This is a genomic window from Lachnoclostridium sp. MSJ-17 (assembly GCF_018918205.1).
In the GTDB taxonomy this organism is placed as follows: domain Bacteria; phylum Bacillota; class Clostridia; order Oscillospirales; family Acutalibacteraceae; genus Ruminococcoides.
In genome coordinates, this window is the sequence record NZ_JAHLQB010000082.1 from 1 (window position 1) to 16,423 (window position 16,423).

Below are 16,423 nucleotides of genomic sequence, written 5' to 3' on the forward strand. Positions count from 1 at the left end.
TTCATTGCCGCCTGTATTGCCAACGCATTGATTGAAAACGGCGTACCCGTTTTGATGACGAACTTCTCAAAAATTCTGAACCAACTGTCCGCCATGTTCAACGAAGATCGCAACAAATACATCGATAGCATGAACAGCTACAGTCTGCTGATTATCGACGACCTCGGAGTTGAGCGCAATTCTGAATTTGCGCTGGAACAGTTATTCAACGTCATCGACAGCCGCTACCGCAGTAAGAAGCAGTTGATCGTCACAACTAATCTGACACTGGATGAGCTAAAACACCCAAAGAGCTTAGCGCACGCTCGAATCTATGACCGCATTTTGGAGCGCTGCGTGCCGCTCAAGGTGAACAATCAAAACATCAGAAAGCTCAACGCGGCGGATACTTTGAGCACGGCACGCAAACTGCTGACTGCTGAAAAGGAGGATTTATGAATAACAATTTTAACGATAAGGAATTGCTGCAGGCAAAGCATCGACTGGAAGAAGCGCAGGCGCGAAACCGCCAAAAGGAGCGAAAAGCACGGACACGGAGATTGATTCAGGTCGGCGCAATTCTGGAAAGTGTCTTACCCGAAATCAAGCACATGAATCCGGAAGAAATCAAGAATTTTCTGTTACAGCGTTTGTATTTTGGTAACAGGCAGCCGTGATTTATTTCCCGAAGGGCGCACTTACTCACCACCTGTAAAACAGGCGGTGGTACTGCCATCGCGGCAGCCGTGCGCTCTCCGAGGGATTACGGCTTATTGAAAGCCTATTTTGTGAAAGGATTCTAATTATGGCGATTTATCATTTAGAAGCAAAAGCCGTCAGCCGCGGCTCAGGCAGGAGCGCTGTTGCAGCCGCCGCATATATGAGTTGCTCCGAAATCCACAACGAATACGACGGCGTGACACATGACTTTACGCGAAAAAGAGGGCTTGTGTGGCAACAGATTTTTCTGCCGAAAAACGCGCCGCCCGAATGGACGGACAGAAGCGTTTTGTGGAACGCGGTTGAAGCTGCCGAGAAATCCAAAGACAGCCGACTCGCACGCGAATTAGTCGTTGCCCTGCCAATCGAGCTCGACAAAATGCAATGGATAAAACTTCTGATGGAGTATATCCGAAAAAATTTTGTTGCAGACGGAATGTGTGCCGACATCGCCATTCACGACACCGACGGTCACAATCCCCATGCGCACATTCTGCTGACGGTCAGACCTTTGGACGACAAAGGCAAGTGGCAGAACAAGACCGAAAAGGAATATCTCTGTGTCAAAAGCGGCGAAGAAAAAGGCTTCACTTCTTCGGAATTTGTGTCAGCAAAATCGAAAGGATGGGAGAAGCAATATCAATATTTTGTCGGCAAAAAGAAGGTGTACATGCCGCCGTCAGAAGCCGAAAAGCACGGCTATGAACGCGTCAATAAATATCCGAAAAGCACCAGATTCGGGCGACAGAATCCGATCGCCGCCCGTTGGAACAGCGACGAGCAGCTTGTCGTATGGCGCGAGCAGTGGGCGCAGATCACAAACAAACATCTTGATGAAGCAAATCACTCCGACGCGCACATCGACCACCGCAGCCACGCCGACAGAGGACTTGACGAACAGCCGACCATTCACGAGGGTTACGTTGCCCGAACCATTGAGCAAAAAGGTTTTGTCGCCGACCGCTGCGCAATCAACCGTCAAATAAAGGCAGATAACGCCCTTCTCCGCGAGTTAAAGGCTGCCATGAAGAAAATCTCGCAAACCGTCAAAAACACGCTCCCTGCCCTTGCAGAGGCGATGGAAACGCTGCGAGAAAAGATGATTGTCCTGCGTTATCATATTCAAATCGGCAACGCCGTCAGTCGGGAAGGCAAGCGCACTATTCAAGCTGAAAAAGCAACCTTAGCCAGATACACCGCCGTCGGCGAGCAAATCACAGCCAAGAAAAAAGAACGGAAGGAACTTCAAAACAAAAAGAAGTCCACTCCCGTCCTGCGGATAGCAATCCAGCGCGATTTATCCCGGCAAATCGCCGAGCTGACAGAAGAGCTCGAAGAACTGAAATCCGAAAAGCTGCGCCTGCTCAAAGAATTGAAATGCACCGATGATAACGGCGTTCTAAAGGTACAGAGCGAAATCACTAAAATCGAAACCGCCCTCGCCACTTTGGCCAAAGCCGAGAAGAAGAACATCTCCAAGCTCAACAAGGCAATTCAGCGATACAAGGATTTGAAAAAACAATCAGCAGCTTTTGATAAAGGCGAATTTGCCGCCGCGCGTTTAAGAATCCGTCCCGAAAAACAGCTATCCGCTGAGAACAAATTACAATCCGCCTATGGAAAGAATTTCAGTATCAGAAGCTTGTTCACCGCGATTCATGAAACTGATAGAACACTCAACGACTCGATTGATTTAGCCGCCGCGAAAGAATTTGAATATCGTCAGCACGAACAACCGCGTAGTAAAACTTCCGGTCTCACCAAGTAAAATATCACAGAGCAGACAGCAAAAAATTTAGAGCAACAAGCATTTCTGCCTGTTGCTCTTGAAATTATTGTGTTATTATCTCTCCGATCGGATAGGGAATCTCATACTCGGCAAGGAACATCTGTATTGCAGTCGCGTCGGAAATATCCAAAACGCCGTCGCGGTTTGCGTCTGCTGCTAACTCTTGAAGCTCATTAAAGTCTTCCAGTTCAGCAAGATTACGCTGAATAGAGGTTACATCGTTGATATTAACATAGCCGTCGGTGTCCACGTCTCCCAGCTTAAATTCGTCAAGGATCTTGAAAGGAATATTATTGTCCTTGGCGTATTGGTGAGCATATGAGCCGTACCATACGCCGAGGGTGAGGTTAGGGGAGTTATAAAAAGCAATAGTAGATATACTTGTCACGCTTTGGGGTATTACAATGTACTCCAGCATAGGGCAATTTGCGAATGCAAGTCTGTTAATGCTTTCCACCGAATCGTTCAGCGTAACCTTTGAAAGCGAAGCACAGGAATTAAAACACTGTTCCGGTATTGTTTTTGCGCTTGATTGAATATCTATCTCAGGCAAAAACTGACAGTTTTCAAATGCGCGTACACCAATTGTTGTGATAGACGGTGTGAGCGTTACCTTTGACGATAAACCGGAATTGTAAAATGCTTCAACGCTAATCAGCTCAAGGTGAATAGCATTGGAAAAATCAACCGCTGTCATATTTGAATCGTTCTTAAACGCTCTGCCCGAAATAGATGTTACATAACGATTTGCGAATGAATCAGGAACCACAAGCGTATCTGAGCTGTAGTCCCAGGCATAAAGCGAAACAGATGAATTATTAATGATTGTATAAGAATATCCGTTTACTTCATAAATCGTTTCTGCGTTGATTTGAAACACAGACATTATACACAGCATAGCCGCAATGGTGAACGGCAGAACTGTTTTTTTTATTTTATTCATATCAATCACCGTTTTTAGTAGTGCAGGCAGCACAAGATTGTACTGCCTGCGAAAGTTGTATAGGATTAGTCGCCGCCGCCTGCTGCGCCGCCGCCTGCACCGGTAGCCAAACCGCTTAGGCGAATTTGTTCGCCTCCGATGTCATCTCCATCGCCATCCATAATTCTTGAAAAACTTAATTTCACCAAATCAAATGAAGGCTCATCATAGGTTTTTTTCAATTTCACATTCCTCCTTTAGGAAGCCTTAGCTTGCCTGGAACCGTCGGTTATTGTAGCAATGTCGTAAATCGTAAAGTAAACCGGATTGCTGATAATTACTTCTGCTGAATCTCCCGTACCATACTTGATGAACGAATACGCTCTGTAACCAAAGTTTCTGCGGGTTGTTGCTTTAGTGTAAGTATCGTTACCGCGATTTGTTGTTGAGCTGACATTTGCAATACCGTAGTAATACTCAATGCCGTTTCTCGGGTCAAGCTTACTCTTATTGACAAACGAAACCATGTAGCTTCCTGCCGTTGCAGTTCCTGCAGTATCCTCAGTGGTAGCTTTTATTTTAGTTCTCGCTGCTTCTGTACCATCGCCATTTTTAGACTGATAGGTATCAACCCAATCGTCCTCAAGATCGGTGATATCTCCGACATCTAAGGTTTCGATAATTAAGCCGGTGTTAAAGTTGGAATTTATAATCGTATTAATCTGCTTGCCTTCATACTCAAAGCTGAGCATAAAGTCAGTAAAGATTCTGTCGCCGAACTTAGAGTTGCCCCAAAGACCGTTAGCGTCGCCGCCGCCGCCGTAGTTCCACTGGTCACGTGTCGTGCCGAGGAAGGTGATGGACGCGGTCTTATCAGACATTACCTCTTTCTGTTCCTGTGCAGACATTTCCTTCTCTTCTGAATAAACAGGCTTCAAAATGGTGTTCTGATAAATCGCCTGGTTCAGAGTTGAAGAATAGCTCTTCTGATAGCAGACTCCTGGATCGCCGTCAGCATTTTCGGTATAGTACTCCCAATACCTGAACGTGCGTTTCTGATCGGGATTGATCGCCTCGTTATACAGCACATCGGGAACCTTAAGGAGCTCAGGCTGTTTATCCTCTGTCATTTCCGACTGATTATGAACATCATTGAGCGAGAACCAATCAAGGAAGTCCATGTTGATAGTTTGGCGCACAGTAGTAACATCGTCATAATCCTTGTATACTTCTTTGTCGGTGTCATTTTCTTTTGTGACAGCAAAGGTATATTTGTTTGGTGTTGACGTGTCAAGAGTATACTCGAACGGCATCATAAAGCTTACATGAATGGTTGTATCAAGGTCTTGACCGGCCGTAAGATCTTCACAGCTGAATGTAAATGTCTCGGGATCATACGAAATCGTCTGACCTGTAAATGTCCAAGTCAAGTCTTCCATGAAGTTTGTTTCGTAGGGAGATTTCGCAGCGAGGAATTCAGCTGATTTATCAGCCTTGAATACGGGATTATCACCGGTTAAATCAAGATATGTCTTAACCTCTTCATTTGTGAACGAACCCGTCGACCTATAGGATTGATCGCCCCACAAGGTGTCGTTAGACATCTTGCCGTCCTTAATCAGCTTACGTGTGGTGAATTTATAAGTGAAATCGTACTTATATTTGTATTCCAGCTTAGAGTAGAACGGCATTACGCTGACCTTCTGACCCTTGGTCGTACTGTCAAACAGCTTAGAGATCGCGAAAGATATCGTAGCAGTCGGTGCTGTCGGTGTTGATTTATTAACCGTAACGGTTGCATCAAGGTCAAGACCGGTACCGCTTGAATCATTCAGCACGTTCATGGCTGAATAAATTTGCTCGTAGAATTCGCTGAAAACATATGGATCTGTAATACCAGTGGTTGTGAGCGTGATTTCAAGGGTGTAATTGGAATCATTCTTGATATACGTCGGATCGATTGTGATATCGTTAGCCGTTCCGCTTGCCGGATAAGACTCTACAGTATTACCGCCGTTCTTAACCTTAGCTGAAACAGTGCAAGTCGCTGTGCCGGCAGAATCAGGATGCAGGAAGTGCGTGATCTCAAGCTCACTCTTGGTGTTGCGAACGGTAGCGGTAGCATCGGTTGTACCCATTCTGAACTGCTTGCCGTTTAACACGCTGCCACATGTTTCAGCACCGGTAATGGTGATGTCATTAAAGGCATAGTCAGAGGAGCCGGAAATTTTCTCGCTGACCTCAACGATCGCGTTTTCGGGAACCTTCGGAATGATGACCGAATGACCGTGTCTGACTGTAATTTCACCGTTCTCATTCATCTGTTGGTTTTGTCCGTCAACAACGCAGTACAGCTTATACGGCTGGAAGTCATAATTACCGAACTTGAACTTGACGACAAAGGTAAAGGATTCATTGGGGTTACTGTCGTTAACGTTTTTGACCAGCGTCAGGTCATGCGTCTTCATCTGGTTGGTAAAGCGTGCCCTTACTCGTATATCGTCCATACCACCGGTACCGCTCGGCATAGTTACTCTAAACGTCTCTTTTCCGTCAATTTCTCCGACATAATCATGTCCAAGCGACTTTTCTTTACCGTTAGCATCAAGCTGGGCGATGTTTGTATACGAGAACGGATTTTCGAATGTTGTGCCGTCCGGCAATGTATCCCCATATTTGTAGTAATGGTACAAGCTGTCTTCGGGAATGCCTTCCGATACCGTAATCTTTTGCCCGCCGTCATACTGCTGAATGAAATTGGCTCCCTGGTCGTTATACAACTGATAGCTGAACGAATTACCGTTTCCTAAGGTCGGCGTATAATCAGATGAACCTATTGCGTATGTTATTCCCGTATTTCCGGTGTGAATTCCGTCAGAGCTTTGATTAATTGTAAACTGCTCGGTTTTAAGGGTTTCACCCGAAGGTACGGTAACGCCAAGATCTGTGCTGACGTAATCCGCCTGATAGGTGTGCTCAAACTGAGTGATGTCAGCGCCCTGGTCGTTTTTGTAAGCTGTGCTGCTGCTGTTTTTTGCGGTGTTGGCTGTCGTTGTCTCAAAGAAGCCGGAGTTAACGTAGTTGGTTCTGACCTTTTTGTCAACCGTAAGGAGGTTGGGAACGGGGTGGAACGAGAAGCCGAATTGCAGGTTGGAGCTAAACATACCGCGCTCCATGTAATAGATGGTCATCGTGTGGATCACATTGGGCTTGGTTTTGTCAAACCATGTTGTTCCTCCGTCTGTACCGAAAGATGTGGTATTCGGTGTTAATACTGCACCACCTGTACCATTTGCAATGCTTTCAGTTCTGTCGCCTGTTGCCTCCATATCGGCAAAGTCGATTTCACCCGTAGTAGCACTGTGGTCGCCGCCGAGGTCGAGAACGAGGTGACCGTCGATAAATACCCACAGGTCGTCGTCTCCGGAGAATTTAAACTTCTGGTGGTTATCTTCAACATTTGTGCCGCCGTTCGCAACGGTTTTGATAAGACCGCCTTCGTTGATAGTGAAGGGGATTTCGAGCTTCATGCCGAAGCCGAGGTCTTTCGCCAGTCCGCCTGAGTTAGACGCCTGAGCATAGTCAAACGGGAAAAATCCGAATTTATCATTGGCTGATTTAACGAACTTATTACCTGATGCGGCTTTCGCGTAATAATCGATTTCATATTTATTGGTGGTAGCATTTTTGGTGATAAATGCGTTATCGTTACCATCCGTGCTGTCATACTCATAATACTGATACTCGGTACCGTCATACGTTTTATTATGAATATGCATCGGGAAGGATTCGGAACGCAGAATCTCAGCAAGGGTTTCTCCCTGTGTGTTTTCACCGGAGAGGAAGTCCTCGTCAAAATACGCCATCACAGCGCCGTTATCGTTTTCCGCGCCTGCTTGATAATAATGGATATTGTCACCGGCAAGCGTTTTGCCCGTCAAACCGGTAACCGCAGTTACACCTGTTGATCCATCTGAAAGATAACCGGAGTTATTGGCTAAAGTTGTGGTGCTCCAATTTGTATAGCCCGAAATAATTTCACTTTCTTTGGTTTCGCCTGTTCCGACGGGGTTACATTTATCAATAGACAGGGTCCCACCGTCCTTTGAAACCAAATTCAGATTACCGATATACAAAGGATAGGTAACACCGAAATCGGTCGCGTGATCCGACAATGCTTTGTTAAATGTCTTATAAGGGTTCCACTTGAAATCATTACCATTACCTGTACTATAATCGGCTCGTACCGGACCGGTTGAATTGTAATCTTTAATGCCGCTGATCCAATTTTTCGTGCCATCCGAACCATCGAGCTCGTTATCTACATAATAGTCATAGAAGGTCGCTTTAATGGAGCTGTACACGCTGGAGGTAATGGTGGAGCCGTTATAAACCGCATGCTCATTATTACGCGCCTTGTAATTTTTCCATGTACCGTTGGTTGTGGGGCTGGCTTGATTGGAGCCGGCAGTGTACATGGGGTTTGTGTTCTCCCACGGAATGGTGATGTGGTAGTATGCCACACCGCCAACCGTGTCGCTGCTGTTGGTGTTGCCGCCCTTACCGACGAAGATGATGTAAGGCGTTCCCTCGGGAACCTGAACCGACCATGTATTGGTATTGTCGAGCTTGGTCATGGTTTGACCTGACCAGATACCGAGCGGCTCAAGTGTCTTTTCAGTCTGGTCGGGAGTACCGTACCACGCATACGCCGATACCATGGGGTACTTGGAATAGTAGTTATTGAAGTACACCGTTCTCGGCGGCGCCGTCTTCATGGTAATGCTCACTGTAGTATCGCCGGCGGGCATGGTCATGGTGCGCGCGTTTCCGCCGCCCGTGATTGTTGCCGTGCTGCTCGTATCGTAGGTTCCAGTAACGGTATCAATCGTGTAGGGCGTTTTATTGACGATCTCGGGTAAGACGTTAATGGAAACCGATTCGCCGACTAAGATATCCTCAATCGTTTCGCCCTCGTCGATGGTTACGCCGCCATACGAAACGGTAGCGGTTCCGTGGTCGACGTCGTTGAGGGTTACAGACTTGATTTCTGCATCTTTAATCGCCCAAACATCGCCGGTCGCAGGGTCAAAGATAATGTTTGCATCGTCAGTTGAAGAAAATGGCGAATCATCATTAAGAGCAAGAGCTTTAGTGCTCCAATTAGAAGTACTAGACCACTGATCCGAAGCAATAGTCTTAGCTTTATCACGACCGTAACCATTGATTGTTGCTTGTTTCTGAGAATAATTTGAGTCACTTTCCCTGTAAATCTGGAACCAGTTACTCTTTTTCTGCTTTTGGGTGCACATGTAAAGTCCACCCGCAATTTCTACCATCGTGTGATATTTTCCACCACCACTGTTAATGTATAGTTTATATCCCGGGTCGCGGAATTTACCGATGACATTGATCGCCGCGGAATCGACGGTGAGGGTTGTGGGAGTGGTGGTTCCGGACGCGTCGCCCGACCACATATTGAAGTATTTGCCGGTTACGGGAGTTGCTGTAAATTCGACTTCTTGATCTTCATAGACCAAATCGCCGCTGGCAATCGCGACGTCGCCTACTTTGGCAGTAACCGTACCCTTTGTCGCGTCGTTTGTGTCAAAGGTGACGGCATACTTATCCTTCTCAATAAACTCCACCGTAAAGCTCAGTCCGCCCTCGGGATAAGAAGCGGGCATAGTTCTTGTGCTTGTGCTATCTTTTGTTACGTCATCCGTGTAGTTGGTGCCGTTGAAGCCCTCGCTGGTTCTCTTTACCTTTGTGGTATCGGTATCGTCAGGCGTGTGGTTAAACGTCGCGGTGTTGGACGTTCCCGCTTCCACAAACATCTCCGAATGAACCGAAGCCGCACCTTCATCGGGGTTGTTGACGTAGTATTTTATGGGGTAATACACCTTAAACTTTGTATAGTCAACCTCAGTTGCCGTTTCGCTTTGATCATTGTACTTGCCAGTTCCATCCCATGTAACAACATATACTTTGCCCTTGACCATTCCGGTTTGCGCTTTAGATTGATAATTCCAAGAACTACTATCTCTAGAAATAAAACTAGTGGCTGTTGATCCTGTATAAGTATATTCTACAAGGTAATATGTATCGCCATTATACGTAATGGCATTCGCATCAGTCTTTGTGATATTTGTTCCGGTATCAGTAACGCCGCCATAAGCATATGACTGTTTTGAATTTGTTGCAGATTTAACAAGGATTTTTATTTTGTTTTCTTCTGCAATTGCAAATTTAGAAAACCTCGCGAAATAATCACCGGAAGGACCGGTAACGGAATAATCCTGAGAGGTGCTACGCAGCGTGCCTCCTTCTGCCGCGTCATACCAACCGACGAACTTATAGCCGGCAGCCGGTCTTGCGCAGAAGTTGACCGTGGTGGTCTCCAGAACAGGATCGCCGCTGTCAATGGTGTGCTTCATCTCGTCTGACTCAGAGTTATACTGCTCACCGACGGAAACATAGCCAGAATCCTCATCGCTATCGTCTGTTATGCCGTAAGTAATCTTATGGCTGGGTAACGGAGTGGCGGTCGCCGTAACGGTAACAGCCGCCGCAGGCATGGTGAAGCTGAGTGTTTGTGCACCATTGGTCGCATACGTTTCAGTCGCAACAGCGGCACCGCCTGCTGTCGGCGTTACCGTAATGGCTGTGATCTTATAAAGTGAACCGGGCGTCGCGGTGACGGTGACCGGCGTTCCGTATGCTACCGCAGTGTTGTCATCCTGATCGGTCGACAGGGTATAACCCGTACCGTCTGTCAGCGTTACCGCGTAGGTGTCCAACGCGAATACCGCGGTGACTGTCGCTGTGCCGTAAACAGTCGCGGTGGTACTCGCGGAAGTCTGGTTTGCATATTGCAGATTTTCGTTGCTGACCCAATTTACAAAGTGGTAGTTGGTGCTTGGAGTTGCCACAAGGTCAACAGTGGCAGTTCCGTCGGCGGGAAGATCCGTCACGGATGATTTTCCGTCAACCGTCACGGTACCGCCTGTCTGCGTTCCCCTGGTAACGGTGCAGGTGTTGGGCGTGACCCAAACCTTTTTCGAGCTTGTATCAAACCATATTCTGACGGTTTGACCCGCAAAGTTGCTTTCCAAGCCAAAGTAGTTACTTGACCAGCCTTCGGTTGCCTCAACGCCGTTTGCCTGGGAATTATGGCTCGAGGTCAGCTGCGTGCTTGAAGCCGGCTTGTAATGCTTATTACCGTTTGTGTTATAAATTCTGAAACGATCGTTGCCCGAGCTCGGAACCGTGTGAACCGCGTAATAATAGTGTGTTGCGGAATCTTCTGTCAGGGCAGTAAGGTCGGTTGAAGCGGTCGTCCATGACCAGCCGCCAAACTTATCGCCGTACAGATACCAAGCATCGGTACCTGTCGCTCCGGTACCCGTTACGGTGACTTTTGAACCGGATGAGTAAGAAACCGTAACCGTATCGGCGACTGACAGCGAGAAACGGTATGCCTGCTTGCTGTCAAAGCTCTGCGTTCCCTTACTGGACACGGAAAGTCCATCGAAATCCGCACCGGTCAGCCACACTGAACCCGAGCTAATATCCGTCCTCGATGTGCTGATCGCTATATAGTAGTTCTTGCCCTTAGATGCGGAAAAGCTCTGAGGAGAAGCTCCCAGACAGGTATAATTGCTACTGCTGCTGCCACCGTTATCAGACACCCAAATATAATACTTTGTCGCGCCGACTTCTTCGCCGTCAACCCTAGCCGCGTCTGTACCGATCAAGCCGACTGCTATACATGAAACGAGCATGCAAACCGACAGCAAAACCGACACAACCGAACGATAGTGACGTTTTATCTTCGTTTTCATTTGTTTTTACCTCCATTTCTTTTATATATAAGAAATTTTATATACTTATTTATATAAACAAATTCCTGAGAATTTGATAGATGGGAATCATGCCGTTCTGACCAACGGCATATTTGCTGTACTTTGCTGCTCCCGACGGGCTCTCTTGATCGCCGTCGGGCTTGCGCCGTAGTACTTGTTGCACGCCTTTGAGAAGAAGTTGTAATGACAGAAGCCGTTCTTCAACGCCGCTTCGCCCACGGGAATATCGTAGGTGAGGTAATCCTCCAACGCATGCTCGGCACGCACGAAGTTGAGATAATCCGTGAAGCGCTTGCCTGTCAGCTGCTTGAAATAATTTGTGATTTGATTCGGGCTGTAATGAAGCAGCTCCGCCAACTCCGAAATCATGATTTTGCGGCGGAAATTGACTTCGATGTAATTCTTCACCGCGATCGCGTCACTTTCAAGACTTCGCCGCTTGTCATACACAACGGGCGGCTTCTCTCTGCGGCACCGTGTCAGCAGCAGGCGCAGCATTCTTAAAAGTACGGAATACTTTTTCAATGCGCTGTACTCGTCAAAGGTGTTTTGCTCGATCGCCAGCAGCTTTTGCATGAGAAACTGCATTTCTCGCCGCTCCTGCGAGCCTTCCTCCAAAACATAATCAAAGCTTTCAAATGAATTGAAAAATGATTTGACAAATACATAGGAAAAATGCACAGTGAGCGTCCGCGCTTTTTTGCTCTCGAGCGAATGAACCGTATTGGAGCCGATTACAACAACGTCGCCTGTCGTGAATTCGTGCTCCTGATAGTCGATCGTGGCTTGCAGCTTACCGCTGTCAACATAAATCAGCTCAATTTCATTGTGACGGTGCGGCTCACCTGATTCTTCGTCGATCGGCCCGTCCCTCAACCTGATTCGGGCAGGGAGATTCTTGTCATATCTGATTGTTTGCTGTACAATACTCATTTATTTCACCTCCCGTTTTTGCTTTAATAATTGAAAAGGCGTAATGCCGTATACTCTTTTACACTTTGCGATAAATGTGCGTTTGCTGGGAAATCCGCCCGCCTTGGCAGCGTCCTCAATAGACATGTGTTGATTCTCCAGCGCATCCATAGCGTGCTTCAAGCGGACTTTCATCAGATAGTCCGTAAACAACACTCCGGTTGACTCCTTAAAAATTGCTCCAAAATGCACCGGATTGACTCCGAGCGACTTAGCCAAGGATTTCTCTATTATTTCCTCACGATAATTCCGCTCAATGTACTCTATTGCTAATTTGACATGACGCGATTGAATATTACTGTTTTCTTTCAAAGCGTTCGGATTTTCATGCCTGCACTGAACTAAAAGCACATGCATAATCTCCGTAATCAGGGAAAATTGCCGTAAAACCGGTAACTCATTCTCATTCACGGTTTTGGATAACTGCCAGAGATAATTATGTATTTCCTCCTCCGCGCCGCTGCCGGCGACAACCTCAAATATCGAATGATATAATCCGCTGTCGAATTGCTGCGCAAATTCATAAGAAATATCGAGAATCAGGCATTTTGCACTTTCGGCAGTCATGCTGTGATTTTCTGCTGAGTTAATCAGCAAAAAGCTGTCCGAAGCAAGTGAGCGGAACGCACCATTAACATTGATACTCAAATTCCCCTCCAACACATAAATCAATTCTATTTCCTTGTGCCAGTGTATGGGGATATTGATATTACCTTGCTTTTCTTCAATCCGAGCGGGAAGATTGTCTTTATACCGAATTAACTCGAATTCACTGTCCAAAACATCTTCCTCTCCCATTCAAAAAGCGCAAATTCTTCACAGAGTATACTCCTATTCGATAAATAGTATACCATAAGTTCAGTTATTATTCAATATTTTTTGCAAAAGTTTTTATTGATAATTTAGAACAATAAACCGGAATCGCTAATGATTATTCTGCCGGAGAACTATTTCAAGAAATTTATTCTGAACTGAAAGTGTATTATAATATCTATCGCCGTCAAATACATTGTCAAGTACACAGGAGGAATCTATGTCAAGAAAAGGCGAAAACATATATAAAAGAAAGGACGGACGCTGGGAAGGGCGTTACAAAAAGGGTGTTGCGGAAAACGGGCGGACGTGTTACGGTTCGTGCTACGGCAAGACTTATCGGGAGGTTAAAGAGAAGCTTGAAAAATGCAAGCGGCAAATACCGAAGGGCTCGAGTAATAAGCTGTTTGGTACATACTGCGATGAATGGCTTGTTGTCAATCAAAACAATGTTAAGGAATCAACATTTGTAAAATACTCAACCGCGATCAAAAACCATATCAAGCCGTTTTTCGGCGGATATCAGCCTGAAATGATTACAACAGAGCTGACGGCAGAGTTTGTTAATCATTTAATAGAAGTCAAAATCTTATCTACGAAAACAGTTAAGGATTTGACGGTGCTGCTGAAATCAATCTTGAAATATGTTGCGAGTAGCAGAAAAATAGATTTGATTGAGATTGCCACGCCTAAATACACAGCAAAGCAAATCCGGGTTTTGTCGAAAGAGGAACAGCAGCGATTTATTGGATATCTGTCGGCAGATTTGGATTCTCCGAAATTTGGTGTGCTATTCGCATTGATGACAGGTCTGCGTCTTGGCGAGGTCTGCGCATTGAGAGTTAAGGATATTTCCTTGAAAGAAAAAACCGTGACGGTTCGGGAAACGATGCAGAGAATAAAGAATCTGGATAACGATGGCAGAAAAACAAAAATCGTGTTCACCAAACCGAAGAGCAGCACCTCTGCGCGTGTGGTGCCTTTGACCAATATGGCATACGAATTGTGCAAGGAAAGACTAAGAAAATATGCAATGAATGCGTTTTTGCTGACAGGCAGTGAAACCAAAACCATCGAGCCGCGCGTAATGCAGTACCACATAAAAAAATACAGTGCAGCGTGCGGCATTGAGGACATGCACTTTCATGTGTTAAGACATACATTTGCGACGAGATGTGTAGAGGTAGGATTTGAAATCAAATCGCTAAGCGAGGTTTTAGGGCACTCCACACCGAGAATTACACTGGAACGGTATGTTCACTCGTCGCTCGAATTCAAAAGACAAAATATGACAAAGCTGGAAGCTATCGGATTATAGCTTTCAGTTTTTTTACGCCGTCAAAAAAGTGGTCACATTTTCTTGAAAAGCCGCATAAACACTGAGGAAACAAGCGATATCTCATAAAGGAGTATACTCTGCGACAGTAATTTGTACAGTGACTGCGTTTGCAGTTGCTTTTTTTATTTTGTTATTGCTATCCGAAGAACAACTCCGCGCTCCTTCTGCTCAAAAAGTTGAATCAAAAATAAAAAAGGAATGACTTCGCTTTGTGGAAATCATTCCGTTTTTCAATAATATATAACAAATCGCTGTGAACTGTTCATCTCACAGTGATTTGTTTTCCTATTCAATTCATAATCTTATATCATACCAAAATGCTCCAGCGCAGCGCGGATAGCATTTTCCTTATCTTTCGGGCATTGCGAGCTATGCGGATTCTCTTTGTGAGAGTGATTATAATTCTCACGTTCTATGATTCCACACTTGCGTTTTACCTGTGAGATATAGAGAGTTGAAACCTTGAAGCCGTATTCTTTCAGCACATAATCCTTGATTTCCTGATAGGTTGCCTTTGACTCAGCGGAAGTGATGTCCAGCTCATCCAAAGAAAGATCGACCTCTATTTTATCATCGGGCATTTTTCTGGACAAAAGAACAACCGTCTCAACATGAGCTGTTCTCGGGAACATATCGCAGGGCGTTACCTCTCTTGTAACATAGCCGCGCTCTGCAAAATACTTCAAATCGCGCGCGAGAGTCGCGGGGTCGCAGGAAACATAAACCACACGGTCGGGGTTCATTTTGGCGACTGTTCCGACAAGCTCCTCGCCGCAGCCCTTCCTCGGCGGATCGAGAATAACAACGTCGGGCGATACTCCCTCCTGTCTGAGCTGTTCAGCCGCTGCAGGCGCGTCGGCACAGATAAACCTCGCGTTCTTTACTCCGTTGCGTTCGGCGTTTTTCTCCGCGTCGCACACGGCGTCGGGAATGATTTCAACGCCTGTCAGGGTTTTGCAGCCGTCAGCCATAGTCAATCCTATCGTGCCGGTGCCGCAGTAGAGGTCGAGAAGATTTTCTCTTCCGCTGAGGTTCGCGTATTCCAAAGCCTTGGTGTAAAGCTTCTCAGCCTGAGATCGGTTGACCTGCCAGAACGAGAACGGAGAAATGCAAAACCGCTTGCCGCAGAGCTCGTCCTCAATAACGCCCTCTCCATAGGCAACCCGGTTTTTGCTGCCGAGGATCACGTTGGTTTTTTCTCTGTTAGAATTAAAAACAACGGTTTTCAGGTTTGGAAGCGCTTCGCGGAGATTTTTGATAAGTATATCCTCATTTTTCAGTCCGTTGCCGTTGACGACATAGCAGACCATCAGCTCGCCTGTTATTTCGGCACAGCGGAGATAGAGATGCCGCAGTCTGCCCTTGCCTGTACTCTCGTCGTACACGGAAACGCCGTACCTGTCTATGAACTCACGTGTGATCCTTATCACCTCGCCGAACTGTTCAGGCTGGAGTGCGCAGTCGGCACAGTCGACGATTCTGTGGCTGTGAAAAGAGTAAAAGCCGATTTGAACCTTGCCGTTTCTGTCCCTGCCGACGGGAAGCTGCGCCTTGTTGCGGTAGCGGTCTGTCCTTTCACAGGCTATTATCGGCTTTATTTCAGTATTTATTCCGCCTATGCGCTCAACAGCGTCACGCACCTTCTGCTCCTTGATACGGCATTCCTCGCTGTAGCTGACATGACGCCATACGCAGCCGCCGCATTTTGAAAAATTCGGGCAGTCGGGCTCGATTCTCGCGGGTGATGGAGTGAGTATTTCCTCGAGCTTACCGAAGGCGTAAGTCTTTTTTACCTTCAATATTTTCACGCTCAGCTCGTCGCCTGTCGCGGACATCGGCACGAACACCGCCATGCCGTCGGAAGTATGTCCGACTCCGCTTCCCTCGGCGGTCGTTGAGGTTATTTTGAGCTGTACCAAATCGTTCTTTTTCAACATAGGCGGTTTTCCTTTATCAATAGTATACTATATTCTAACATCGCGCGGCGGTTTTGGCAACCGATTTGATGAAATTTGCATTTGGGA

At 46.4% G+C, this 16,423-nt stretch carries 10 protein-coding genes; 4 read left to right on the forward strand and 6 right to left on the reverse strand.

Going from position 1 to position 16,423, the window contains the following annotated elements; all coding sequences use genetic code 11:
• The 3 genes from KQI64_RS06760 to mobQ form a co-directional block, all read left to right on the forward strand.
• The coding region (locus KQI64_RS06760) for an ATP-binding protein (protein WP_216523948.1) at positions 1–438 on the forward strand (438 nt) is incomplete at its 5' end.
• Entirely contained in the window at positions 435–656 is a 222-nt protein-coding gene (locus KQI64_RS06765) for a DUF3847 domain-containing protein (protein ID WP_216523949.1), read from the forward strand. The genes KQI64_RS06760 and KQI64_RS06765, both read left to right, overlap by 4 nt.
• Before the next feature lie 128 nt (positions 657–784).
• Entirely contained in the window at positions 785–2,467 is a 1,683-nt protein-coding gene (gene mobQ, locus KQI64_RS06770; protein WP_216523950.1) for a MobQ family relaxase, read from the forward strand.
• Positions 2,468–2,531: 64 nt separating this feature from the next.
• On the opposite strand, the gene KQI64_RS06775 is transcribed toward mobQ, so the two are convergent.
• From KQI64_RS06775 to KQI64_RS06795, 5 genes are all read right to left on the reverse strand, one after another.
• Positions 2,532–3,431 (reverse strand): leucine-rich repeat protein, encoded by a 900-nt coding sequence (locus KQI64_RS06775; protein WP_216523951.1) that lies wholly within the window; start codon positions 3,429–3,431, stop codon positions 2,532–2,534.
• A gap of 65 nt (positions 3,432–3,496) precedes the next feature.
• Positions 3,497–3,652 carry a hypothetical protein gene (locus KQI64_RS06780; RefSeq protein WP_216523952.1) on the reverse strand — a complete coding sequence of 52 codons (156 nt, stop codon included), beginning with the start codon at positions 3,650–3,652 and terminating at the stop codon, positions 3,497–3,499.
• Positions 3,653–3,667: 15 nt separating this feature from the next.
• Positions 3,668–11,254 (reverse strand): InlB B-repeat-containing protein, encoded by a 7,587-nt coding sequence (locus tag KQI64_RS06785; protein WP_216523953.1) that lies wholly within the window; start codon positions 11,252–11,254, stop codon positions 3,668–3,670.
• A gap of 87 nt (positions 11,255–11,341) precedes the next feature.
• Positions 11,342–12,208: a helix-turn-helix domain-containing protein gene (locus KQI64_RS06790; protein WP_216523954.1), complete on the reverse strand. Its 867-nt coding sequence runs from the start codon at positions 12,206–12,208 to the stop codon at positions 11,342–11,344.
• Positions 12,209–13,045: an AraC family transcriptional regulator gene (locus KQI64_RS06795; protein ID WP_216523955.1), complete on the reverse strand. Its 837-nt coding sequence runs from the start codon at positions 13,043–13,045 to the stop codon at positions 12,209–12,211.
• A gap of 235 nt (positions 13,046–13,280) precedes the next feature.
• Here KQI64_RS06795 and KQI64_RS06800 point away from each other — a divergent pair, with 235 nt between their 5' ends.
• Positions 13,281–14,378, forward strand: coding sequence for a tyrosine-type recombinase/integrase (locus KQI64_RS06800; protein ID WP_216523956.1), 1,098 nt, complete (start codon positions 13,281–13,283; stop codon positions 14,376–14,378).
• A gap of 323 nt (positions 14,379–14,701) precedes the next feature.
• On the opposite strand, the gene rlmD is transcribed toward KQI64_RS06800, so the two are convergent.
• Positions 14,702–16,336, reverse strand: a complete 1,635-nt coding sequence (gene rlmD, locus KQI64_RS06805; RefSeq protein WP_216523957.1) for a 23S rRNA (uracil(1939)-C(5))-methyltransferase RlmD — start codon at positions 16,334–16,336, stop codon at positions 14,702–14,704.
• Positions 16,337–16,423 lie beyond the last annotated feature (87 nt).

Coding starts and splice junctions, on each gene's coding strand:
- mobQ (WP_216523950.1), top strand. CDS start 785: ATGGCGATTTATCATTTAGAAGCAAAAGCCGTCAGCCGCGGCTCAGGC.
- KQI64_RS06775 (WP_216523951.1), bottom strand. CDS start 3,431: ATGAATAAAATAAAAAAAACAGTTCTGCCGTTCACCATTGCGGCTATG.
- KQI64_RS06790 (WP_216523954.1), bottom strand. CDS start 12,208: ATGAGTATTGTACAGCAAACAATCAGATATGACAAGAATCTCCCTGCC.
- KQI64_RS06765 (WP_216523949.1), top strand. CDS start 435: ATGAATAACAATTTTAACGATAAGGAATTGCTGCAGGCAAAGCATCGA.
- KQI64_RS06795 (WP_216523955.1), bottom strand. CDS start 13,045: ATGGGAGAGGAAGATGTTTTGGACAGTGAATTCGAGTTAATTCGGTAT.
- KQI64_RS06785 (WP_216523953.1), bottom strand. CDS start 11,254: ATGAAAACGAAGATAAAACGTCACTATCGTTCGGTTGTGTCGGTTTTG.
- KQI64_RS06800 (WP_216523956.1), top strand. CDS start 13,281: ATGTCAAGAAAAGGCGAAAACATATATAAAAGAAAGGACGGACGCTGG.
- rlmD (WP_216523957.1), bottom strand. CDS start 16,336: ATGTTGAAAAAGAACGATTTGGTACAGCTCAAAATAACCTCAACGACC.